This is a genomic window from Eggerthella lenta DSM 2243 (assembly GCF_000024265.1).
GTDB classification, from domain to species: domain Bacteria; phylum Actinomycetota; class Coriobacteriia; order Coriobacteriales; family Eggerthellaceae; genus Eggerthella; species Eggerthella lenta.
Window position 1 is genome coordinate 872,895 of record NC_013204.1, and the last position, 19,669, is coordinate 892,563.

General features: G+C 64.8%; 22 protein-coding genes. 5 read left to right on the forward strand and 17 right to left on the reverse strand.

From position 1 onward, the window contains the following. Positions 1 to 114 precede the first annotated feature (114 nt). The 9 genes from ELEN_RS03465 to rsxC are packed head-to-tail and all read right to left on the reverse strand — an operon-like array spanning position 115 to position 7,177. Positions 115 to 678, reverse strand: a complete 564-nt coding sequence (locus tag ELEN_RS03465) for a Gx transporter family protein (protein WP_015760098.1) — start codon at positions 676 to 678, stop codon at positions 115 to 117. Next, positions 653 to 1,054, reverse strand: a complete 402-nt coding sequence (locus tag ELEN_RS03470) for a NusG domain II-containing protein (protein ID WP_015760099.1) — start codon at positions 1,052 to 1,054, stop codon at positions 653 to 655. The genes ELEN_RS03465 and ELEN_RS03470 overlap by 26 nt, the downstream gene beginning before the upstream one ends. Then, on the reverse strand, positions 1,051 to 2,223 hold the full coding sequence (locus ELEN_RS03475; RefSeq protein ID WP_229087808.1) for an FAD:protein FMN transferase: 1,173 nt from the start codon (positions 2,221 to 2,223) through the stop codon (positions 1,051 to 1,053). The genes ELEN_RS03470 and ELEN_RS03475 overlap by 4 nt, the downstream gene beginning before the upstream one ends. Then, positions 2,195 to 2,998 (reverse strand): RnfABCDGE type electron transport complex subunit B, encoded by an 804-nt coding sequence (locus tag ELEN_RS03480; protein WP_015760101.1) that lies wholly within the window; start codon positions 2,996 to 2,998, stop codon positions 2,195 to 2,197. The genes ELEN_RS03475 and ELEN_RS03480 overlap by 29 nt, the downstream gene beginning before the upstream one ends. A 12-nt stretch (positions 2,999 to 3,010) precedes the next feature. Continuing rightward, on the reverse strand, positions 3,011 to 3,604 hold the full coding sequence (locus ELEN_RS03485; protein ID WP_009306469.1) for an electron transport complex protein RnfA: 594 nt from the start codon (positions 3,602 to 3,604) through the stop codon (positions 3,011 to 3,013). Continuing rightward, entirely contained in the window at positions 3,604 to 4,311 is a 708-nt protein-coding gene (rsxE, locus tag ELEN_RS03490) for an electron transport complex subunit RsxE (RefSeq protein ID WP_009306468.1), read from the reverse strand. The genes ELEN_RS03485 and rsxE overlap by 1 nt, the downstream gene beginning before the upstream one ends. Continuing rightward, entirely contained in the window at positions 4,311 to 4,919 is a 609-nt protein-coding gene (locus tag ELEN_RS03495; protein WP_009607890.1) for an RnfABCDGE type electron transport complex subunit G, read from the reverse strand. Before ELEN_RS03495 ends, rsxE begins: the two co-directional genes overlap by 1 nt. Then, on the reverse strand, positions 4,916 to 5,899 hold the full coding sequence (locus tag ELEN_RS03500) for an RnfABCDGE type electron transport complex subunit D (protein WP_009306466.1): 984 nt from the start codon (positions 5,897 to 5,899) through the stop codon (positions 4,916 to 4,918). Before ELEN_RS03500 ends, ELEN_RS03495 begins: the two co-directional genes overlap by 4 nt. Then, a complete protein-coding gene (gene rsxC / locus ELEN_RS03505) occupies positions 5,900 to 7,177 on the reverse strand; it encodes an electron transport complex subunit RsxC (protein ID WP_231566125.1) in 1,278 nt (425 codons plus the stop codon). Positions 7,178 to 7,647: 470 nt separating this feature from the next. Between rsxC and ELEN_RS03510 the strand changes: the two genes are divergently transcribed. After that, entirely contained in the window at positions 7,648 to 8,088 is a 441-nt protein-coding gene (locus tag ELEN_RS03510; protein WP_015760103.1) for a DUF3788 domain-containing protein, read from the forward strand. After that, positions 8,085 to 8,513: a pyridoxamine 5'-phosphate oxidase family protein gene (locus ELEN_RS03515; protein ID WP_015760104.1), complete on the forward strand. Its 429-nt coding sequence runs from the start codon at positions 8,085 to 8,087 to the stop codon at positions 8,511 to 8,513. Before ELEN_RS03510 ends, ELEN_RS03515 begins: the two co-directional genes overlap by 4 nt. A 94-nt stretch (positions 8,514 to 8,607) precedes the next feature. Here the strand turns inward: ELEN_RS03515 and ELEN_RS03520 are convergent, their stop codons facing one another. Both ELEN_RS03520 and ELEN_RS03525 read right to left on the reverse strand, forming a co-directional pair. Further along, positions 8,608 to 9,039: a hypothetical protein gene (locus ELEN_RS03520; protein WP_009607911.1), complete on the reverse strand. Its 432-nt coding sequence runs from the start codon at positions 9,037 to 9,039 to the stop codon at positions 8,608 to 8,610. Between the two features lie 67 nt (positions 9,040 to 9,106). Continuing rightward, positions 9,107 to 9,544, reverse strand: coding sequence for a LytTR family DNA-binding domain-containing protein (locus ELEN_RS03525; RefSeq protein WP_009607806.1), 438 nt, complete (start codon positions 9,542 to 9,544; stop codon positions 9,107 to 9,109). A gap of 285 nt (positions 9,545 to 9,829) precedes the next feature. Here ELEN_RS03525 and ELEN_RS03530 point away from each other — a divergent pair, with 285 nt between their 5' ends. After that, entirely contained in the window at positions 9,830 to 10,264 is a 435-nt protein-coding gene (locus tag ELEN_RS03530) for a YjdF family protein (protein WP_015760105.1), read from the forward strand. A gap of 197 nt (positions 10,265 to 10,461) precedes the next feature. Then, on the forward strand, positions 10,462 to 11,298 hold the full coding sequence (locus tag ELEN_RS03535; protein ID WP_015760106.1) for a MerR family transcriptional regulator: 837 nt from the start codon (positions 10,462 to 10,464) through the stop codon (positions 11,296 to 11,298). Positions 11,299 to 11,370: 72 nt separating this feature from the next. On the opposite strand, the gene acs is transcribed toward ELEN_RS03535, so the two are convergent. The 5 genes from acs to ELEN_RS03560 all read right to left on the reverse strand — a co-directional run bounded on the left by acs (position 11,371) and on the right by ELEN_RS03560 (position 16,474). Next, the gene (gene acs / locus ELEN_RS03540) at positions 11,371 to 13,362 is read right to left on the reverse strand and encodes an acetate--CoA ligase (RefSeq protein WP_015760107.1); all 1,992 of its coding nucleotides are present in this window, start codon (positions 13,360 to 13,362) and stop codon (positions 11,371 to 11,373) included. A 41-nt stretch (positions 13,363 to 13,403) separates the two neighbouring features. Further along, positions 13,404 to 13,997, reverse strand: coding sequence for a hypothetical protein (locus ELEN_RS03545; RefSeq protein ID WP_009306457.1), 594 nt, complete (start codon positions 13,995 to 13,997; stop codon positions 13,404 to 13,406). Between the two features lie 154 nt (positions 13,998 to 14,151). Continuing rightward, the gene (locus tag ELEN_RS03550; protein ID WP_015760108.1) at positions 14,152 to 15,072 is read right to left on the reverse strand and encodes an SPL family radical SAM protein; all 921 of its coding nucleotides are present in this window, start codon (positions 15,070 to 15,072) and stop codon (positions 14,152 to 14,154) included. After that, positions 15,069 to 15,773, reverse strand: coding sequence for a GyrI-like domain-containing protein (locus ELEN_RS03555; RefSeq protein ID WP_015760109.1), 705 nt, complete (start codon positions 15,771 to 15,773; stop codon positions 15,069 to 15,071). Before ELEN_RS03555 ends, ELEN_RS03550 begins: the two co-directional genes overlap by 4 nt. Before the next feature lie 233 nt (positions 15,774 to 16,006). After that, positions 16,007 to 16,474, reverse strand: a complete 468-nt coding sequence (locus tag ELEN_RS03560; RefSeq protein ID WP_009607894.1) for a GyrI-like domain-containing protein — start codon at positions 16,472 to 16,474, stop codon at positions 16,007 to 16,009. 345 nt (positions 16,475 to 16,819) lie between these two features. Between ELEN_RS03560 and ELEN_RS03565 the strand changes: the two genes are divergently transcribed. Beyond that, positions 16,820 to 17,722, forward strand: a complete 903-nt coding sequence (locus ELEN_RS03565; RefSeq protein ID WP_015760110.1) for a DUF2156 domain-containing protein — start codon at positions 16,820 to 16,822, stop codon at positions 17,720 to 17,722. A gap of 248 nt (positions 17,723 to 17,970) precedes the next feature. Here the strand turns inward: ELEN_RS03565 and ELEN_RS03570 are convergent, their stop codons facing one another. Beyond that, positions 17,971 to 19,620 carry a VgrG-related protein gene (locus tag ELEN_RS03570; RefSeq protein ID WP_015760111.1) on the reverse strand — a complete coding sequence of 550 codons (1,650 nt, stop codon included), beginning with the start codon at positions 19,618 to 19,620 and terminating at the stop codon, positions 17,971 to 17,973. Positions 19,621 to 19,669 lie beyond the last annotated feature (49 nt).

The following is a 19,669-nucleotide window of genomic DNA, read 5'->3' on the forward strand; positions in this document are numbered from 1 at the left end:
AGCGGCAATCATAGCATCCGGTGCGCGGTGCTCGGCGATTTCGAGGTTAGCGGTAGACGAGCCGTCATGCATGGCGCGGTCCTTCGGTGGGCGGTGCACAAGGGGCCGAAGCGGTCAGGCGCGAACGCGCTTTCCGCGGTCGGCCGTCGCATGCGCGTGCGGAATCCGGTCGAGCACCGCTTGCGCGGCGGTGCCGGTGGCGAACCCCGCCGCGATGCCCGCCACCAGCAGAACGGGGAGGTAGAACGCGATCTCGGGCGTGCCGGTGACCGCGACGGCCACGGCGATCTGCCCGATGTTGTGCGCGACCGCCGCCGCCATGGCGGCGAGGCGCACGCGATTCGGCGACGAGAAGCGGACGAACGCCAACGTCACCGCCAGCGCGCAGGCGCCGCCCACGATGCTGAACGGCAGCGTCGCCAGCTGGCCTGTCAAGAAGGCCGCCAGCACGATGCGCACGCCCAGAACCACGGCCGCATCGACGGGGCCCAGCCAGAACGCGGCCGCCACGGTCACGACGTTCGCGATGCCCAGCTTCATGCCCGGCACGGGCATCGGGACGGGGATGAGCGATTCGAGCGCAGTCAGTGCCAAAGCGAGCGCCGCCATCAGGGCGCAGCGGCAGACGCGCAGGGTGGAAGGGGCGGCGATGCTAGCGCGCCACGGCGTCGAGGCCATCGCCATCGCCTCCTTCCCGCGCGACGGTGACGGTCAGCCCGTGGGGCACGCAGGCTATGGGCGTGGCAGGACCGTCGATCCAACCCGTGTGCACGCACACCTCGTCGGGGCAGTCGGCTTCGGCCACGCGGATGCGGCCCGGCTCCACGGCCACCACGTTCACGCCGCGCTCGTCTTCGAGGCGCAGCGTGTAAGGGTTCTTCACGGCATCGAGGTCGATGGTCTCGATCGCGACGCCGTCGCGGGCGATGGTAGCGACGGCATGGCCGCTCGGGTTGGCGGCACCCGCGGCGTGCGCGACGGCGAACCCGCCCACGGCCACGGCCACGACGACGGCTGCGAACAGCAGCTCCGCTTTGCTCGCGCGGCGTTTCATGAGCGCACCACCTGGGCGTTGGTTCCGGCGGCCGGAGTGTACGCATCGGCGATGCTGTCGGTGACGAACGTGCGACCGTCGGAGGCGATCAGCACGAGGTCGAACGCCGCATCGCCGTCCGCCGCGGCCGCGCGCCACAGGTCGAGGGCGCCGTCGAGCCCCAGCACGAAGCAGGCGGTGGACAGCGCGTCGCATTGCGCGCCGTCCGCGCCGACGACGCTTGCGGAGGCCAGGTCGGACGCGGCAGGATAGCCGGTGGAGGGGTCGAGCAAGTGGTGGTAGCGCGTTCCGTCTTTGCCTTCGAAGTATCGCTGGTAGGCGCCCGAGGTAGACACCGTGGCGTCGCGCACCTCGAGCAGGCCTGCCAGCTTCCCGGGGTCGTCCGGGTCGGCGACGCCCACCTTCCAGGGCGAGCCGTCGGGCTTGGAGCCGAGGGCCGTCACGTTGCCGCCGAGGTCGAACAGCGCCGAGGTTATGTCGCGCTCGCGCAGCAGGGCGCGCAGCTCGTCGGCTGCGAAGCCCTTCGCCACGCCGCCCACGTCGATCTGCGCGCCGCCTTCCAGCGTGACGGTGCCGGCGGTTTCGTCCACCTGCACGGCGGCGTATCCCACCCGCGGCAGCAGCGCGGCCAGCTCGTCGGTGGAGGGTACCCGATGGTCGCCGGTCGTGAAGCCCCAGGCGCTCGTCAGCGGGTACACCGTGGGGTCGAAGGCGCCGCCCGTCTGGCTCGCCGCGTCGAGCGACGCGGCGACGAGCGCGGCCGTCGCCGGCGAGACGGCCGTCGGCGCGCCGCCTGCGGCATTCGCCCGGGCTATCTCGCTGGCCGCGTTCTCGGGGGCCAGCAGCTCGTCCAGCTCGAGGACGCGCTGTCGGCAGGCGTTTGCCGCGTCGTCAGCGACGGCTTGGCTGGCGGCGTGCACGGTGAGGGTCATGCCGGTGTCCATAGCCGTGAAGGAGCTGGTGGCCGTTGTGGTCGGGACGTCCGCCCCGTCGGGCTCGCCGCCCGCGCATCCGACGGGGCCGACGGCCAGCGCAGCGCCCAGCGCGCATGCGAGCAGCGCAGCAAACGCTCGTCCGGTCCAAGAACGACGGGACGAGCGGGTGGTTCGGTTCTGTCGCGCGAAACGCTTCACCATGGCATCACTGGAACACCAGTTTGCTGATGGCATGGGTCGGGCACACTTCGATGCACGTTCCGCAGCCGATGCACGTGTCCGTGTCGATGCGCGCGAGGTTGTTCTCCACGGTGATCGACTGGGTGGGGCAGGTTTTCGCGCACTTCTGGCAGCCGATGCAGCCCACGCTGCACACCTTGCGCGTTTTGGCGCCCGCCATGGTGTTCTTGCACGTCACCACGGAGGCGGTTGGCGACGAGGCCTGGTCGACCATCGAGATGATGCCGCGCGGGCATATCTTCGCGCACGTGCCGCAGCCGGTGCAGGCTGCCGTGTCGATGCGCGCCACGCCGTTCTCCACGACTATGGCGTCGAACGGGCACGCTTCGGCGCAGTCGCCGTAGCCGAGGCAGCCGAACGGGCACGACAAGCTGCTGTACGACAGCGTGCTGAACACGCGGCAGCTGGGAACGCCCTTGAACACGAGCTGCGGGTCGATATGGTCGAGCGAGCCTTGGCAGGCCACGAACGCTTCGCGCTGCACCACGCCCGTGGACTCCACGCCCAGGTACGCGGCCAGCGCCTGCGCGACGCGGTCGCCGCCGGTGGTACAGGCGTTGGGCGGCGCGCCGTTCATCATGGCCTTCGCGTACTGCTCGCAACCGGGGTGGCCGCAGGCGCCGCAGTTGACGCCCGGCAGGATGCTCATGAGGTAGGTGAGGCGCTCGTCCTCGCCGATGGCCAGCTTGCGCGAGACGATCAGCAGCAGCACCGACCCTACGAGGCCGACGGCGGCCATGAGCGCAACGGTCCAAACGACAGTGTCCATTCGTCCCCCTTCCTACAGCACGCCGAACAGGTTGTCCGCCACGCCCGCGAAGCACATGAAGCTCAAGGACACCAGCGCCGCGGAGATCAGCGTGATGGGCATGCCCTTGAACGCCTTGGGCGGCTCGGCCTCGTCCACGCGCCGGCGCACGCCGCTGAACAGCACCATCGCCAGCAGGAAGCCCAGGCCTGCGCCCAGCGCGGCCACGAGCGCTTCCGGATAGTTGTAGCCTTCGTCCACGGCGAGGATGGTCACGCCCAGCACCGCGCAGTTCGTGGTGATCAGCGGCAGGTACACGCCCAGCGCTTCGTGCAGCGCGGGAAGAAAGTAGCGGATGACGATTTCCAGCATCTGCACGAGCACGGCGATGACCAGGATGAACGCGATAGTTTGAAGGTAGCCCAGCCCCAGCGCGTTCAGCAGCTGCTGCAAGGGCCACGTGACGGCGGTGGCAAGCACCATGACCACGGTCACCGCGCAGCCCATGCCCGCGGCCGAGTCAAGCTTTTTCGACACGCCGAGAAACGGGCAAATGCCCAGGAACTTCACCAGCACGTAGTTGTTGACCAGGATCATGCTGAAGAGGATTGCTGCGTACTCGGCCATTATGCCTCACGCTCCTTCAGGTCGCACATCTGACACGACGCGCACACGTCTTCCTGCGATGCGATGGCCTCGTCTTCCGGCTCTCCCGCGCGCCGCTTGCGGCGCATCTCGAAGACCACCGAGATGGCGATCAGCACGCCCAGCACGGCGAAGCCGCCCGGGGGCATGATGAACACGGTCATGGGCTCGACGATGCCGAGGAGGATAGGGAAGCCCAGCAGGGTGCCCGCGCCCAAGAGCTCGCGGATGGCCGACATGAGGACGAGCGTGAGGGTGAAGCCTGCGCCCATGCCGAGGCCGTCGAGCGCCGCGTCCTTCACCGGGTGCTTCGAGGCGAACACCTCGGCGCGGCCCAGCACGATGCAGTTCACCACGATAAGCGGCAGGTAGATGCCCAGCGCCTGATTGAGGTCGGGCAGGTACGCCTCGACGACCATCATGACGATGGTCACGAACCCGGCGATGACCGTGATGAAGGCGGGCAGGCGCATGGTGGTGGGAATGATGTTGCGCAGAAGCGACACCACGATGCCGGAGCAGACGAGCACGAACGTGGTGGCCACGCCCATGCCGATGCCGTTCGTGACGGCCGTGGTCACGGCGAGAGTGGGGCACAGGCCCAGCATCTGGCGCAGCGTGGGGTTCTCGATGAGCAGGCCCTTGCTGAACACGGAAAGCGCCGAGGGCTTTTGGTCGATGGCTGCCATTATGCTGCTCCCTTCTCCGTCGAGGTTGCGGCGGCGGCAGGCGCCTCGCCGGCAGCGGATCGATAGGCTTCGATGGCCTCGTTCACGGCGGCCAAGGCTGCTTTGGACGAGATGGTGGCGCCCGTGACGGCATCGATGTCGTCGATGGTCAGGGGCTCGGCGGCGCGGCCGAGGAACTGGTCGGTGAAATCGGGCAGCTGCACCTTCGTGCCCAGCCCGGGCGTCTCGGTGTTGTCCATGCCGATGACGTTCGCGATGGTGCCCTCGTCGTCGAAGGCCACGGCCATGGGAACCTGGCTGGAGTATCCCTTCGACTGCGCGATGACGGCGTAGCCCAAATCGTCGTCGGCTTCCATGAGCGCGGTCACGCCGGGCACGTCGCAGGACAGCGCCTCGAAGTCGGTCGCCTCGGGGATGAGCGCGTTGTAGGTCGCCCAGGCGCGCGCCTCGCGGTTCGCCGTGATGGTGGGCAACGTGAGGTTGTCGACCGAGCCCAGCAGGAATCCTACGATGGCGCAGATCAGCACGAGGACGACGGCTGGCTTCACCAGGCTGTTCCAGAGGGTTGGAGCGGGCGCGGCGGGAGTGTCGGGTGCGTTCGCCATCATTCGCCTCCTTCTTTCTTCGCGCGGGCAAAGCGGCGCTTCTTCTCGCCGCCCAACGGCGTGGTTGCCGTGAGCGAGTCGATGTACGGCACCACGAGGTTCATGAGCAGGATGGAGTACGCCGCGCCCTCGTTCATGTTCCCCCAGAAGCGGATGAGGCACGTGATAAGCCCAAGGCCCACGGCGAAGATCACCTGGCCTTTGAACGTGGTGGGCGAGGTCGTGTAGTCGGTCGCCATGAATACGGCGCACAGCAGCAGTCCGCCTGAGAACACCTGGGTGGCCACGTCGTGGCCGGTGAGCAGGCTGCACACGATGACGGTGCCCACGTACACGCCCGGGATGGTGAACGTGACGGTGCGCGTGACCAGAAGCCAGGCGAAGCCCAGCAGGATGGCGATGCCGCACGTCTCGCCCAGCACGCCGGGGTGCACGCCGAACAGGAGGTCCATGAACGGCAGCTGCGCGGCGCCCGGGGCCAGCGGCGTGGCGGAGCTCACGGCATCGACGCCGGTTGCGCCGGGGAGGAAACCCTGGGGCGCGGCGTAGTTCGTCATGGCCGCGGTGAACGACACCGACAGCACGATGCGGGCCACGATGGCCGGGTTCGCGAAGTTGCGCCCGATGCCGCCGAACAGTTCCTTCACCACGACGATGGCCACGAACGAGCCGATCACCGCCATGTACAGCGGGATGGTGGAGGGTAGGTTGAAGGCCAGCAGCAAGCCCGTGACCACGGCGGACAGGTCGCCTGCCGTCTGGGGGGTCTTGCGCAGCAGGCACCATAGGTACTCGAACAGCACGCAGGCCGCCGTGGTCACGGCGGTAACCAGCAGCGCCCGCCAGCCGAATATCACGAACGAGGCGATCAGCGTGGGCACGAGCGCTATCACCACGTTCAGCATGACCTTCTGCGTGGTGATGCCGTCGAACACGTGCGGCGGCGTCGAGAGGACAAGCGGTCGTTTCGTCGTATGTTCCATCTAGCCCCTCCTTGCCATCTCGGCGCGCATGAAGTCGCGCGCAAGTTTGCTTGTCTGGGCGAGCGGCTGTTTGGCTGGACAGACGAACGAGCAGGTGCCGCAGCCCATGCACAGATCCGCCATGAGGTCGTCGAGCTTCTTCGCGTCCTGGACCGTGTACGCCTTCTTGATAGCGATGGGCGACAGCTGCATGGGACACGAGTTCGTGCAGCGACCGCAGCGGATGCATGCGGTGGTGGCGGGCTGTTCCATGGCGTCTTTGCTGAACACGAGCACGCCGTTGTTCTGGCGGATGACCGGGTAGTCCATATCGATCTGGGCGTTGCCCATCATGGGTCCTCCCAGCACCACCTTGTGCGGCTCCTTCGTCAGCCCGGCGAATTCCATGACGTCGCGCAGGCGCGTGCCGATGATGATGTTCGCGTTGCAAGGGCGAGCGATGGCGTCGCCTGAAACGGTGAAGCGTCTTTTGACGAGGGGCATCCCTGTTTTCAGGAAGCGTCCGATGGAGGCCATGGTGGTCACGTTGTTCAACATGACGCCCACGTCGGTCTGGCGCTTTCCGCGCGGGACGACGCGTCCCGTGGCATTGTGCACGAGCACGTTCTCGGCTCCCTGCGGGTAGCGGCTGGGCAGCGCCTTCACCTGGATGGACGAATCGTCCTTCGTGAGCTCGCGCATGAGCTCGATGGCCTTGGGCTTGTTGCTCTCGATGCAGATCATCGCGTTCGGAATGCCGAGGTGCCTGCATGTCTCGCGAATGCCGAACAGCACGTCGTCGGGGCTCTCCATCATCTCGCGGTAGTCGGTGGACAGGTACGGCTCGCATTCCGTGGCGTTCACCACGTAGAGGTCGATCTCCTCGAGGTTGGGCGGCGCCAGCTTGATATCGGTGGGGAAGCCCGCGCCGCCCAGGCCCACCAGACCGCTTTTCTTTATTGCCGCGAGGAACGACGCCTGGTCGGTCACCTCGGGGGGTGCCACCGTGTCCGCGACGGTCTGGGCTCCGTCGGATTCGATGATCACCGTCGTGTCGGTTTTGCCGGTCGAATAGAAGACGGGCTGTATGGCCTTCACGGTGCCCGACACGCCGCTGAAGATGTCGGCGGACAGACCCCGCGGCGCGTGCCCGACGAGGCTGCCCACGTCCACGTGGTCCCCTTTCTTCACGACGGGTTCGCACAGCGCTCCGATATGCTGCTGCATGGGCAGCACGATTTCGCTTGGGACGGGCATATCGATGGTTTCCAGTTCCGCCGTGTCCTTGCGATGGGGCACGACGGCGCCTCGCGTGCGTCGGAATCGCGACAATAGGGCGGTGGCGTTCATGGGCGTTCACTCCCCTCGAAGGGCGTTGGCTGGCGCGGTTGGCCGGTGCGCGGATAGGACTGAGCCTCACCTGGCCGTTTGCGGGCAAGGCGAAGCGCTCAACTCGTTGCGTTATGAGATGCTGGTCATCCTACGTGAGCCGCACGTCCGATTCCAGGAATCGTCGGTGAAGGGAAACCACGTCGCTCGCCAAAGGCGCGTGCGCCGATTCTCGCGTGCGCAATTCGCCGGTGGACGGTGCCGCTCACGATGGCGCGGCATGCGTCCGGGGACCGATGCCTTCCATGCTGCGCCGGTCGCCCGCCCCTCTTTGGCCGCTCTCTCTAAAAATAGAGAACATAAGTTCTTAAATTCCCGATCAAAGCATTCTGCAGTGTGATATACTGCGTCTATTCGCCCCTGAAGCTAGGAGGATGCCCATGGCGGCTTGGCACGAGCTGTTTCCCCTCGATCGCGAGCCGACGATGGAAGACATCGCCGGCTATATCGACCATCCCCTGTGGGACGCGTTCACCGCGTTCGTCGACGAAAGCTACGGCGCGAAACCGCGCATCGAGTACAGCCGATGCGGCGGCGCTCCGGGTTGGAACGTGAAGTACAAGGCGCGCGGCCGCGCGCTGTGCACGGTATATCCGCGCGACGGCTTCTTCATCTGCATGGTGTCGGTGGGCTCGAAGGAGAAGGATGAGGCCGAGGCGCTGCTCGCGACGGCCGACCCGTACGTGCGCGCCCTGTACGAGCGCTCGGCCGACAGCAGCATGGGCCGCTGGCTCATGATCGAAATAACCAGCGAGGGCATATTGCGCGACGCCGAGGCGCTCATGCTCTTGCGCGCCGCGCCAAAAGGAGCGCGCTCATGATGCGAGACCCCGAACAGACCATCGGCAACCTCATCGACCGCCAGAACACCTCGTTCGTCGGCTCGGTGGACGAGGACGGCTACCCCGAGGTCAAGGCCATGCTGCCGCCGCGCAAGCGCGAGGGCATCCGCACGTTCTACTTCACGTCGAACACCTCGTCCATGCGGGCCGCGCATTACCGCGCTCATCCGCAGGCGTGCATCTACTTCGTCGACCGGCGGTTCTTCCGCGGCGTCATGCTCAAGGGCACGATGGAAGTGCTCGAAGACGCGTGGGCCAAGGAGCTGATATGGCTCGACGGCGACGAAACGTACTATCCGCTGGGGGTGACCGATCCCGACTACTGCGTGCTGCGCTTCACGGCCGAGCGAGGCCGCTACTACCAGAACTTCAGCTCCGAGGATTTCGCCGTGCCGGCCGTTTGACCCACCAGGCGGCCGCGATGCTGAACAGCAGCGTCTGCGCGAGTATCTCCAACATGCCGCCGACGCTCGTGTTCAGCGGCTCGCCTGCGCGGTATCAGCGGCGGTTCTGCTCGCGGTAGCGCGCGAGCGCCTCGTCGTAGCCGCCGGCGGTCTTCTTGTAGTACACGGTGTAGCCTGCGGTCATGCCCGCGAGGATGAACAGGTAGATCACGACGAAGCTCGCCCACGCCCCGGGATCCTCTGCTGGGAGCCACTGGCCCAACCACGCGCACAGCGCGAGCACCGGCAGCAGGCACGCGCCGAAGCCCGCGATGCGCGCCGGGTAGGGAAGCTTCTTGATCAGCGCGCCCGTGAACCAGATCGCTTGGAGTGCCGCCATGCCGAAGGCGGCGCCGTACAGGCTTGCCGTGAGGTTGAGGCCGTAGCTGGGCCCGGCGAACAGGTAGCCCATGGCGAGGAACCAGGCCATCATCACGGTGAAGACGATGCAGACGGCGGTTGCGGTTTGTGCGATGATCTTTTTCATGAGGTGCTCCTTTGCATGGAGAATTGAGTTGCGGAAGGGTTGCGATGCGGCAGCGGGGCGGATCGGCTCACAGCCCCAGCTTGCGCTTGATGGCGGGCGCGTACTGGCGCGAGACCATCACCGATTCTCCGTTGTCCAGCAGCAGCTGCAGTCGCGCGTTGATGGCCGGGCGGATGGCAACCACGTGGTCGAAGTTCGCCAGCAGCTGCTTGGATGCGCGTACGAATTCGGTGCCGGCCAGCTTGTCCTCCAGCTCATACAGCCGAAGCGGCGTGCGGTACACCGCGTCCTCGGTGTAGAGGAACGTGCGTCCGTCGACCGTCTCGACATAGCATATCCCGTCGATGTCGAGGCGGTACGTGGCTCCGTCGCGCTCGCCGGTCAGCTTGCGCTCGAAAGCGTTCAGCCCGGCGACGATGCGTTGCACGCGCTCGTCGATGCGCGGGCACGATACGGCCACTTCGATATCGGCGAGCCGAGGGTCCTCGGTGATGGTGACGTTCATGGGCGTGCCTTCCCTTGGTGAGCGGGTGGTTGGCCAACGTCGTCAGTATGCCGAATGCGTTCGGTGCGCACAAGGCGACAGCGACCGAGTTGCATTCCGACGCGCTCCAGTTGCACCGGCGCGCGCTCTCTTGGTATGATGCCCGTGCGAAGGTGAAAACACGGTCCGGTCGGTAGTCCGGACGCGAACCCTATGCCGCGCTCGACGCGTCAACGGCTTCGTCAGTAACCTGCCTCCTTGGTTGTCCGTCCTTCGCGCAGCAACCACATACAAGGAGGAGCAACCATGCAGGTCACCACTTCGATCACGCTGACCGTGCTTCATGACGGTCAATTCTGGATCGGCATATTCGAGCATGCGGACGAAGGCCGCTACGGCGCATGCCGCGTCGTGTTCGGCGCCGCCGAACCCACCGATGTAGAGCTGGTAGCGTTTATCGTGCGGCGATGGACGACGCTTGCATTCGATATGGCGGCCGATCCGTCTGCGACAGCGGATGCCATGCTGTCCCACGCGAACCCGAAGCGTCGTCAGCGCGAGGCGCGCAAGCTCGTGGAGCGAGCCGGCGTCGGCACAAAAGCCCAGCAGGCCATGAGCGTCAGTTACGAGGCGCGCAAAATCGAATCCAGAGCCTTGGCCCGCGAGGCTCGCCAAGCGCAAGCCGAGCGTCGATTCGCTCTCAGGCGGCAGAAACGAAAGCAGAAGCATCGCGGAAGGTAGAGGCCCGGAATCCTCATTCTCCCTTGATGCTCTGCGTGGCGTGCCGCTTCCCGCGCTGCGACGCGAGAGGTCATGCGAAGGGACGCGCGCTGGCGGTCGTTTTGCGTCCTTACCCGTATATATCAGGGGAAATATCTTTCATGCACGGTATACTCAAAGCAAACGCCCCAAGAGGGCGCGGCAAAAAGGAGGATGACATGCAGCCACCCTCGACACTGCTTCTCTCCACCGGGGAGTTTGCTCGGATGTGCAACGTCAGCAAGGAACTGCTCATCCATTACGACAAGGTCGGTTTGTTGAAGCCGAAGGTAATCGGCAAGAACGGTTACCGCTACTATTCGCTCAAGCAGCTGTACCTTATGGACGCCATTCGGTTCTTCCTCGATACGGGCATGTCCATGAAAGAGGTGAAGACCTATCTCGACAACCGTACCACCGACCTCTTCCTCGAGGCCACGCAGGCGGGCATCGAGAAGATGAAGAAGCAGCGCGATGTGTTGGACGCGCGCATCGGGATGATCGAGAAGATGCGCTACATCACCCAGCGCGCTTTGCTGTTCCCGAAGGATAAGCCGAGACTGTCGTTCTGGGATGAAACGTGGCTCATCACGACCGACGTAAAGCCTGAGCGCACGCAGCAGGCGTTCGCCCAGGCCGTGAGCGAGCATGCCGAGTTTTGCAAATCGTCTGCCGGCGTGACGAAGTTTCCCCTGGGTCGTATCGTGCACTTTCCTTGTTCCGATCACCCTGAAGACTTCGTCTACACGAAGCTCATCACCTGGATCTCGCCCCCTTCCCACCCCGCGCTTCTGGAGGGTCGTCTGGCGTGCAAACCGCGGGGCAATTACGCGGTCATTCTTCATAGGGGCGGCACGAGCACGGTTGCGCGATCCTATGCCAAGCTGCTGGACTACGTCAAAGAAGAGGGTCTCGATCTCGTGGGGCCGGTGTACGAGTTAGATATGAACTCGTATCTCATGTCCGACTCTGCGGACGACTACCTGTTGCATATCTCGGTGCTTGTCGATATGTAAGCCGCCCGACGCGAAACCGCCCGCGATCCGTTCGACGGATCGCGGGCGGTCCTTCGTGCGCGAGCGGGCCTTCTAGGCGCTCATGCGCTTCGTCTCTTGGATGAGTTCGTGCACCACGGAAGGCTCGGACAGCGTGGAGATGTCGCACAGATCCTCCGTCTCCTGCGCGGCGATTTTCCGCAGGATGCGTCTCATGATTTTACCGCTGCGCGTTTTCGGCAGCGCGTTGGCGAAATGGATGACATCGGGCGTGGCGATGGGCCCGATGATCTCCCGTACGTGCACGAACAGGCGGTCGCGCAGGTCGGCGTCGATGACCGTTCCCTCTTTGACGGTGATGTAGGCATAGATGCCCTCGCCCTTCACCGGATGCGGGTACCCTACGACGGCTGCTTCTGCGACCTGCGAGTACGAGACGAGCGCGCTTTCGACTTCGGCCGTGCCGATGCGGTGGCCCGACACGTTCATCACGTCGTCGATGCGACCCGTGATCCAGAAGTAGCCATCCTCGTCTCGATAGGCGCCATCGCCCGTGAGGTAGTAGCCGGGGGTGGGGAAGTACACGTCTTTGTGAGCCTTCGCGTTGCCGTACACGCCCAGCATCATGCCCGGCCATGGCCTCGTCAGCACGAGGCTCCCGCGCTCGCCGGCATCGGCCTCGGCTCCGTCCGCTCCGATGACCCTCGGTTCTATGCCGAAGAACGGTAGCGCCGCCGATCCTGGCTTCATGTCCACTGCGCCGGGTATCGAGGTGATCATGATGCCGCCCGTCTCGGTTTGCCACCACGTGTCGACGATGGGGCACATGCTGTGACCGACGGTGGAGTAGTACCACATCCAAGCCTTCGAGGTGATGGGCTCGCCTACCGAGCCGAGCAGCCGCAAGGTCGAGATGTCGTGCTCGTTCACCCAGCGGTCGCCGTCTTTCATCATGGAGCGCACTGCGGTCGGGGCCGTGTACAGGATGTTGACGCCGAACTTCTCAACGATCTCCCAGAAACGGTCGGGCTTGGGGAAGTTGGGCACGCCTTCGAACATGAGCGACGTCGTTCCGTTCGACAACGGCCCGTACACGAGGTAGGAATGACCGGTGATCCAGCCGGCGTCGGCCGTGCACCAGAAAATGTCATGCTCTTTGAGGTCGAACACGTACTTCGAGGTGAGGGTGGCGTAAAGCAGATAGCCGCCGGTGCCATGCAGGATGCCCTTCGGTTTCGCCGTGCTGCCGCTCGTGTAGAGGATGAACAGGGGATCGTTCGCTTCCATCCGCTCCGGCTCGCATTGGGGCGCCTCGGGAGCAAGCACGTCGTCCCACCAGAAATCGCGCCCCGCCTTCATGGCTGTGCGTTTCTCGATGCGGCGTACGACGACGCAGCTCTCGACCTGGGGGCACATGTCAAGGGCTTTATCGCAGATTTCCTTGAGTCTCAGGATCTTGCCCGAACGGTATCCGTAGTTTGACGTGATGACCACCGTGGCACCCGAGTCGACGATGCGATCCTTCAGCGATTCGGCGCTCAGGCCGCTGAACACCACGCAGTGGATAGCGCCGATGCGAGCGCACGCCAGCATGCTGATCGCGAGTTGGGGGACCATGGGCATGTACAGCACCACGCGATCGCCCTTTCGCACGCCGAGGCGGCGGAGCATGTTCGCCGCCTTGCACACCTCGCGATGCAGACGCTGGTAAGTGTAGACGTCCACTTCTTCGGTGGGCTCGCCCTGCCAGATGAGCGCGGCTTTGTTCCTGCGCGGCCCGTTCAGGTGGCGATCGATGCAGTTGCAAGATGCGTTAAGCTCCCCGCCGCGGAAGTAGCGCACGAACGGCTCATCCGAATCGAAATCGTATTCCTCGACGGCGTCCCACGGTTTGAACCAGTCAAGGTGCTCGGTGGCCATATCGGCCCAAAAAGCCTCAGGATCGGCGATGGAACGGCTGTACATGGCGTCGTAGTCCTGCCGGCTTTTGATGAGGGCGTTGTAGCTGAATTCGGGCGAGGGCTCGATGGACGTTTCGTTTTGGAGCATTTGTCTGACGAAGGCGTTGCGGGTGTTGCGGTTCATTGAGGACTCCCTTCTGCGCGGACGCGAGAAATCGAAAAGGATCAGGCCACCATCGGGTAGTGGTCGGGGGCGCAGGCGCCGATGCTCGACAGCAGGTCGGGACGGCGATGCGCGAGGTGGGCGCAAGCGTCTTCGAGCAATACGGTCTCGTGGATGCTCGTGCAGGAGTACAGAGCCTCGCACAGCGCGCCTACCGAGGTGACGTCGCAGTGGGAAGGCCAATCGTAATCGCTCATGTCCATGAGCGCGACTGCGAAGGCGATGAGGCTCTTCTCGCTCAAACAGGCGACGAGGCGCTGCGCGTCGCGAACGTCGAGGGGCGTGCGATCGCATAGCTCGTCGATGCGGTGCAGCGCGTTTCTCCTGACGAAGCTGGGACCATTGCCGGCGGCGATGGCAAGCAGGAGGTCGATGTCGTCGATGGAAGATACGGCTACGATCTTGGCTACGCGGCTCACGTCGACGTTCGAGAGAAAGGCCATAAGCTCGGGGTCGCGCATCTCGCTCAGCGCCGCGCGCAGAGCCTCGCCGCGGAGTTTCCCGATGGAAACGGCCTTCCGGGCGCTGACTGCGTCGAGCAGTTCGTTCGAGGTCCAGAGTTTCCGTACGCTCATCTCTTTGTTCGCTACCTTCATTGTCGTCCTCCTCTTCGTTCGATGGGAATGGGGATCGGATTCGCGCGGTGACGTACAGCCATCATGGGGGCTGTAACGATTACAGGGTCAACGAGCGCGCGGCGACTATGCCCGCGATTGGCGGGTTCTCGGCTGCGAACGGCGATTTACATGCTTAGAACAGGCTCGTCTGCGCTCCCATAGGTTGGGAGGGCTTGTAGGTGGCGACGATGTCGGACATGCGCCAAAGCAGGCCGTGCTGCTTGCACAGCGAGCGGAAGAGGGCGCGGTTCTCGGTTGCGCGGGGGCTGTTGCAGAAGTATCGGTCGCCGAATGCCGCGCGATAGCGCTCGGGTAGCGTGGGATCCGCGGCTGCGATGCGGTCGAGGAAGTGGTCGCGCTGGCGGTCGCGCATGGTGACGCCCGTCATATGGTAGACGAACCGCGCGCCGGCCGCTGCCGCGCCTTCCACCACGCCGCGCACCGTGGCATCGTCGTCCGTCACAAACGGCAGCGTCGGCGTGAATAGCACGCCGCAGAACACCCCGGCGTCCGCCAGCTCGGCCAGCGCGGCGAAGCGCTCGCTAGGCGAGGGCGCGTGCGGTTCGATGATGCGCGCCAGCTGGTCGTCGGCCGTGGTGACGGTGATCTTCGCGATGGCCCCGCCCGCCGCTCCGATGGCGCTCAGCACGTCGATGTCGCGCGTGATAAGCGTGCTCTTCGTGTCCACCGACACGCCGAAGCCGAATTCCTCGATCAGCTCCAACGCACCGCGCGTTACGCGCAGAGTGCGCTCGAACGGGTTGTACGTGTCGGACATGGCGCCGACGCCCACGATGCCTCGCACGCGGCGGCTGCGCAGTTCGCGCCGCAGGATGGCCAATGCGTCGAACTTGACGCTCACCTGGTTGAAGTCGTCGATGCGGTAGCATTCGCTTCGGCTGTCGCAGTAGATGCAGCCGTGGCAGCAGCCGCGGTACAAGTTCATGTTGTAGTCGATGCCGAACCATTCGTTGCCGCCCGCGCGCACTTTCTGGAGGATCGAGCGCGCGCGGACGACGGGGCAGGGCGCGGCGGCAGAGGCCGCGTCGCTCATGCGGACGCGGGCTTCACGGGATGGCGGATCACCGTCTTGAGGTTCTCCGGCTTGGTGCGGCGCGGATCGCCCAGGTAGATCTCGTGGTGCAGGCGCACTGCGGGCACGCCTCCGTGCGCATCGAGCGCGTCCAGCATGGCCTCGCTGCTCGCTGGGTTCGCGATGTCGTCGACCATCCTGGACGCGGCGACGAACTCCTCCATCTGCGCGATGGTGGCGGGCTCGTCGTCGTACGGTCCCTTGTGCATGATCTGCGCGCACGGTCCTTCGGCGAACCGCACGAGGCGGGCTCGCCGCAGATCGAGCTCGGGCTTCTTCGCCGCGACCTGCTCGGCGGCCCAGGCGAACACTTCGGGCGTGACGAAGTCGGGCTGGCGGATGAGCGAGATCCAAGAGAGCGCGTCCTTGTCCAAAATGCGCTGCCCGTCGAACGCTTCGTCGCTTGTCCACCACAGGCCTTCGAGCGGAGGCACCGTGTAGTCGAAGTAGCCGTCGGGCTGCCAGGCACCCATCTTCGACATCTTGACGGTGTACGAGAAGGCGTACAGCAGGCCCATCGCACCGGCGTACGAGCCGTTTTCCTCGTTCGGGTTGCCCGTGCCGGCCACGGCGATGAAGCTCATGGGCGGCACGTCGATGAGCTCGGGCTTGGTCTTCGGCAGGTAGAGGTCCTTGTACTCTTTCTTGAAATCGAACGCCATGCTTCCTCCTTCAGTTCCCGTCGGCTTACTCGGCGATCTCGCGCTGCAGCTTCTTCGTGAGCTTGCCGAACACGAGGCTGTACGAGTGATCGCACAGGTCGCGTAGCAGCTCGTCGGGCACATCGCCGATCCAGTCGTGTCCCATCGGGGCTCCTCGTCGGTTTAAGGTCTCGAGCCAGTATGACAGGTGCGGCGGTCCCGCGCACGCGAGACCGCCTCCGCGACGGGCGCGTTTACCTGAGCGCTACGAACACGTCGATGTCGGCGCAGGACATGTCCTCGCCGGGCAGGTACGCCTCGAAGTCCACGGTGAACGCGCGCTGCGCCCCCAGCTCCTCGTCGGCCCAGATCTCCTCCCAGGCTTTCTGGACGCTGGTCACGCAGTCGCCGCCGCGGATAGCGATCTTCGCGTAGCGGCCTGCGGCGATGGTCTGCGCCTCCATGCCCTCGGGCGCCTCGGCGGGCGTCTCGCAGCCCACGAGCAGCTCGTAGCTCATGTCGCTCATGTCGTAGCCGTAGTACAGCGCGAAGCAGCCGTAGGGCACGACGCGCACCTCGGAGATGGTGCGATCAAGGCCCTCGCCCATGAAGCGCTGCCACAGCTGGCCGATGACGGTCGTTTCCTCGGGCGAGTTGTTGGACGTGCGGACGGTGGGACCGACGATGGTGCGTGCGGGAAGCTCGACGATTTCGTAGTGCATGGTTTCGTGTCCTTTCGTTGGATATGCTGACTAGGACACGATACCGAACAGAACCGGACAGGGCATGTCCGGTTTTACGAGAAAGATGCCGTGCGCGCTCGTCGGGTAGGAGCGTTGCCAAACCGGGCGTTTTCTGCCATCTTGTCGCAAGCCTATGACCAGGTGAAACAGTATGTTTCTCCTGGTCAGAAGCGTGGTAAAAAACGACCGTATTGGTAATGTGGCTGCCCCGACTGCCCCTCGCGGCGCGGTTCGCGTTGCAAGTTGATGGCGTTTTCCGAGGCGGCGCCCACTTGTGCTATCCTGTTCCGCTGCGAAGCAACCGATCGAGCGAAATGCGGGCCCATGGAATTCAGAACGCTGCACTTGGAAGATAAAGCCGCCGTCAACGACGTGCTCCTGCCCCTCGGCCGCAACGATTCCGCGCTCGGGTTCGCCAACCTCTACTCGCTTACCGAGAAGTACGGAACGCAGATCGCGCTCGAGGACGGCGTGCTCTACGTGCGCCAGCTCGATCGCATCCCCGGCGCCGTCGCGTACTATCCGCCGCTGGGCACGCTCGACATCGCCGACGACGTGCGCACGCTCATGCGCGAGGCGCAAGCCGAAGGTCGCAGGCTGCACCTCGTGGGCCTGTCGCCGAAGGAGAAGGAGCAGCTCGAGGCCGACCTGCCGGGTGCCTTCGAATTCTCTTCCGACCGCAACTTCGCCGACTACCTCTACCTTACGAAGACTATCGCGGCTTACGAGGGCCCGGGCCTGGCGAAGAAGCGCCGAGAGACGAACAAGTTCTTCCAGCTGTACGGCAGCGAGGCGTCCTTCGAGCCCATCGCCCTCGACCATATGGACGAGCTGCGCGCCTACCAGCAGGTTTGGTTCGAGACGAGCCGCCGTCGCGGCACCGACGAGCACCCCCTCGAGCTGGAGCATCGAAAGATCCTGCTCGACATGAACCACTTCGAGGAGCTCGACCTCGACGGCATCCTCTTGCGCATCGGCGGCACCGTCGAAGGCTACGCGTACGGCAGCGTGCTGCCCGGCGGCGCGTTCGACGTTATGGTGCTCAAGGGCAACCTCGACTTCCGTTTCGTGTGGCGAGCCCTTCTGCGCGAGCTCGCGCGCTACTGCGTCGACAAGGCGACCTACCTCAACCTGGAAGAGGATCTCGGCCTGCCCGGCCTGCGCGAGAACAAGCTGAGCTACCAGCCCTGCGCCCTCATGGAAAAGTACCAAGGCCGCTTGCTCTAGCGCTACCACAGCAGAAGAATTGCGCAAGGTCGGTGAATCGTCGCGCGACCGTCGAGTCGCCGTGAGGGCGTCGTCGCCCGATGCTGATTCCTCGCCGGCTTTCGGACGGGCTCGTTGTCGGAACTTTTTCGTCGAGGCAGTTCGCTAGAGGGGGAGGGGGGATATTCCGCCTGACGTCGCATGGCGTCCCTACAGTCGAGCGCCCCGGTTTCGGCCGGGGCGCTCGACTGTAGCAGGAACGAGGGGAGCTATTTGAGGATGCGTCGTGTGGCGAGCGCGGCGCCTGCGATCGCGGCGATGCCGGCTGCTCCAAGCGCCACGCCGAGCGGCGCGTTCGTGGTGCCGTCGCCCGTCTGGCTGAGCTTCGAGGTTTTTGCGGCTGTTTCGTTGCCGTTCTTCTCGTCTCCGTCGGCCTTGGGCAGGTTGACAGGCTCCTGCGCAGGGGCGGTTGGCTCTTCAAGGGAGGGCTTGCTGCTGTTCGCCACTTCTTTCGTCGGCTCTTGCAGACCTGATCCCGGCGTCGTTTCCGGGCTTTCGGGCGGCGTCGTGCTCTCCGGAGGCTTTGTTTCCTCGGGCGGCGTCGTTTCGGATCCAGCGGGAGGCGTCGTGTTTTCGGGGTTCGACGGCGATGCAGGCGGAGTTGGAGCCGCGCTGTCTTCGTCCGGCTTCGGGGTTTCGTCGGGATCGGCCTGTCCGGCGCCGTCGTTCGCGGGCGGGGCGGGTTCGTTCGGAGCGCTCGGCGGGTTCCCTTCGGGCGCTGCCGGCGGGTTCACCTCGGGCGGCAGGACGCTCTCGGGCGGTTTCGTCTCGCCCGAAGGCGCATCTCCGCTGCCTTCCTCGGGAGGGGTGTTCCCGACCGGCGGAACCGCAGGGGAATCCGCCGCAGGGGGCTCTTCCTCGACAGGAGGCACGGTGGGCTTCTCGGGAAGCAGGCTCAGGCACAGCTCCTTTTCCTGTTTGTACCTGTTCGTCCAGCCTTCGTGGTACTGCGGCTGGCCGTGGTAGAACTCGGCCACGTGCGCTATCACGTAATCGCACAGCGTGGTGACGAACTGTTCGTCGGTCATGTCGTTCGTCAGCCCGGCGCCGGGGTAGTTATAGCTGTTGTAATATGTTCCGTTCACGTAGCCGTCGGACCAACCGCCCACGAATTTGTGCCATCCCGACGTGCCGAACAGGTTCGCCAGGCCCCAGCAAAGGCCTTTGACGCTGTCGGCGCGATTCGAGATGTCGATGCCGCGGCTTGCGAGGTACGTTTCAGCGGGGACGTAGTAGTTGTCGTATGCGAAGGTGTCCTGCAGTGCCGAGAACTCCGCGGGGTCGGCGGCGTATGCCGCATGCCAGGATTCGTTCAATTGCTGGCCGATGTCGGTCAGCCGATCCGCGTTTCCGTCGTACAGGTCTCCCGAAATGTTCGCGCTGGGAACCCAGGAGAACATCCGGTACTTGACCGGGTCGAAATTGTAGCAATAGGAAATAAAGCTTTTGAGCGAGTATCGGTTGTCGAATTGATAGTAGCCCATTGCATGGTAGCCATCGCCCCATGAGAGCCCCTGGTCATAGTTCTGGTTGCTCTCGAATCGGGCGAAGTACTTCATCTCGTTCGAGAGGCTGCGCAGCTGCGTGTTGGCTGCCAGCGGGACGGCCAGCGTCCGTGCGATTGGCGCGACGGGGTTGTCGGAGTAGAAGTCGGCTTTATCGTAGCCATCGGGCTTGGCGGCCGCGCCCGAAGGGGCGGAGTCGGCGCCGCCGGCCGTTCCTCTAGCGGAATCGGCGGCGTTGGCGGACTCATCGTCTTCTGGGGCTTCGTCCGCAAAGGCCGCGCCCGGCAGCAGGCCGCACGCGAGGGAGAGCGAAACACCCAAGGCGAGCGCCTTCGGCGTAGTGGATTGTCCCATGAGGACCTCCTAGTTCTGCAAGTATGCTGCGTTTCAAGTGCGTTCGTAG

Excerpts from the sequence above, each read along its gene's own strand:
- ELEN_RS03485 (WP_009306469.1), bottom strand. The coding sequence starts at position 3,604 with ATGGCCGAGTACGCAGCAATCCTCTTCAGCATGATCCTGGTCAACAAC.
- ELEN_RS03515 (WP_015760104.1), top strand. The coding sequence starts at position 8,085 with ATGATGCGAGACCCCGAACAGACCATCGGCAACCTCATCGACCGCCAG.
- ELEN_RS03510 (WP_015760103.1), top strand. The coding sequence starts at position 7,648 with ATGGCGGCTTGGCACGAGCTGTTTCCCCTCGATCGCGAGCCGACGATG.
- ELEN_RS03555 (WP_015760109.1), bottom strand. The coding sequence starts at position 15,773 with ATGGCGTTCGATTTCAAGAAAGAGTACAAGGACCTCTACCTGCCGAAG.
- ELEN_RS03530 (WP_015760105.1), top strand. The coding sequence starts at position 9,830 with ATGCAGGTCACCACTTCGATCACGCTGACCGTGCTTCATGACGGTCAA.
- ELEN_RS03465 (WP_015760098.1), bottom strand. The coding sequence starts at position 678 with ATGGCCTCGACGCCGTGGCGCGCTAGCATCGCCGCCCCTTCCACCCTG.
- ELEN_RS03500 (WP_009306466.1), bottom strand. The coding sequence starts at position 5,899 with ATGGAACATACGACGAAACGACCGCTTGTCCTCTCGACGCCGCCGCAC.
- ELEN_RS03470 (WP_015760099.1), bottom strand. The coding sequence starts at position 1,054 with ATGAAACGCCGCGCGAGCAAAGCGGAGCTGCTGTTCGCAGCCGTCGTC.
- ELEN_RS03565 (WP_015760110.1), top strand. The coding sequence starts at position 16,820 with ATGGAATTCAGAACGCTGCACTTGGAAGATAAAGCCGCCGTCAACGAC.
- ELEN_RS03560 (WP_009607894.1), bottom strand. The coding sequence starts at position 16,474 with ATGCACTACGAAATCGTCGAGCTTCCCGCACGCACCATCGTCGGTCCC.
- ELEN_RS03545 (WP_009306457.1), bottom strand. The coding sequence starts at position 13,997 with ATGAAGGTAGCGAACAAAGAGATGAGCGTACGGAAACTCTGGACCTCG.
- ELEN_RS03495 (WP_009607890.1), bottom strand. The coding sequence starts at position 4,919 with ATGATGGCGAACGCACCCGACACTCCCGCCGCGCCCGCTCCAACCCTC.
- ELEN_RS03480 (WP_015760101.1), bottom strand. The coding sequence starts at position 2,998 with ATGGACACTGTCGTTTGGACCGTTGCGCTCATGGCCGCCGTCGGCCTC.
- acs (WP_015760107.1), bottom strand. The coding sequence starts at position 13,362 with ATGAACCGCAACACCCGCAACGCCTTCGTCAGACAAATGCTCCAAAAC.
- ELEN_RS03475 (WP_229087808.1), bottom strand. The coding sequence starts at position 2,223 with ATGCCATCAGCAAACTGGTGTTCCAGTGATGCCATGGTGAAGCGTTTC.
- rsxE (WP_009306468.1), bottom strand. The coding sequence starts at position 4,311 with ATGGCAGCCATCGACCAAAAGCCCTCGGCGCTTTCCGTGTTCAGCAAG.
- ELEN_RS03520 (WP_009607911.1), bottom strand. The coding sequence starts at position 9,039 with ATGAAAAAGATCATCGCACAAACCGCAACCGCCGTCTGCATCGTCTTC.
- ELEN_RS03550 (WP_015760108.1), bottom strand. The coding sequence starts at position 15,072 with ATGAGCGACGCGGCCTCTGCCGCCGCGCCCTGCCCCGTCGTCCGCGCG.
- ELEN_RS03570 (WP_015760111.1), bottom strand. The coding sequence starts at position 19,620 with ATGGGACAATCCACTACGCCGAAGGCGCTCGCCTTGGGTGTTTCGCTC.
- ELEN_RS03535 (WP_015760106.1), top strand. The coding sequence starts at position 10,462 with ATGCAGCCACCCTCGACACTGCTTCTCTCCACCGGGGAGTTTGCTCGG.
- ELEN_RS03525 (WP_009607806.1), bottom strand. The coding sequence starts at position 9,544 with ATGAACGTCACCATCACCGAGGACCCTCGGCTCGCCGATATCGAAGTG.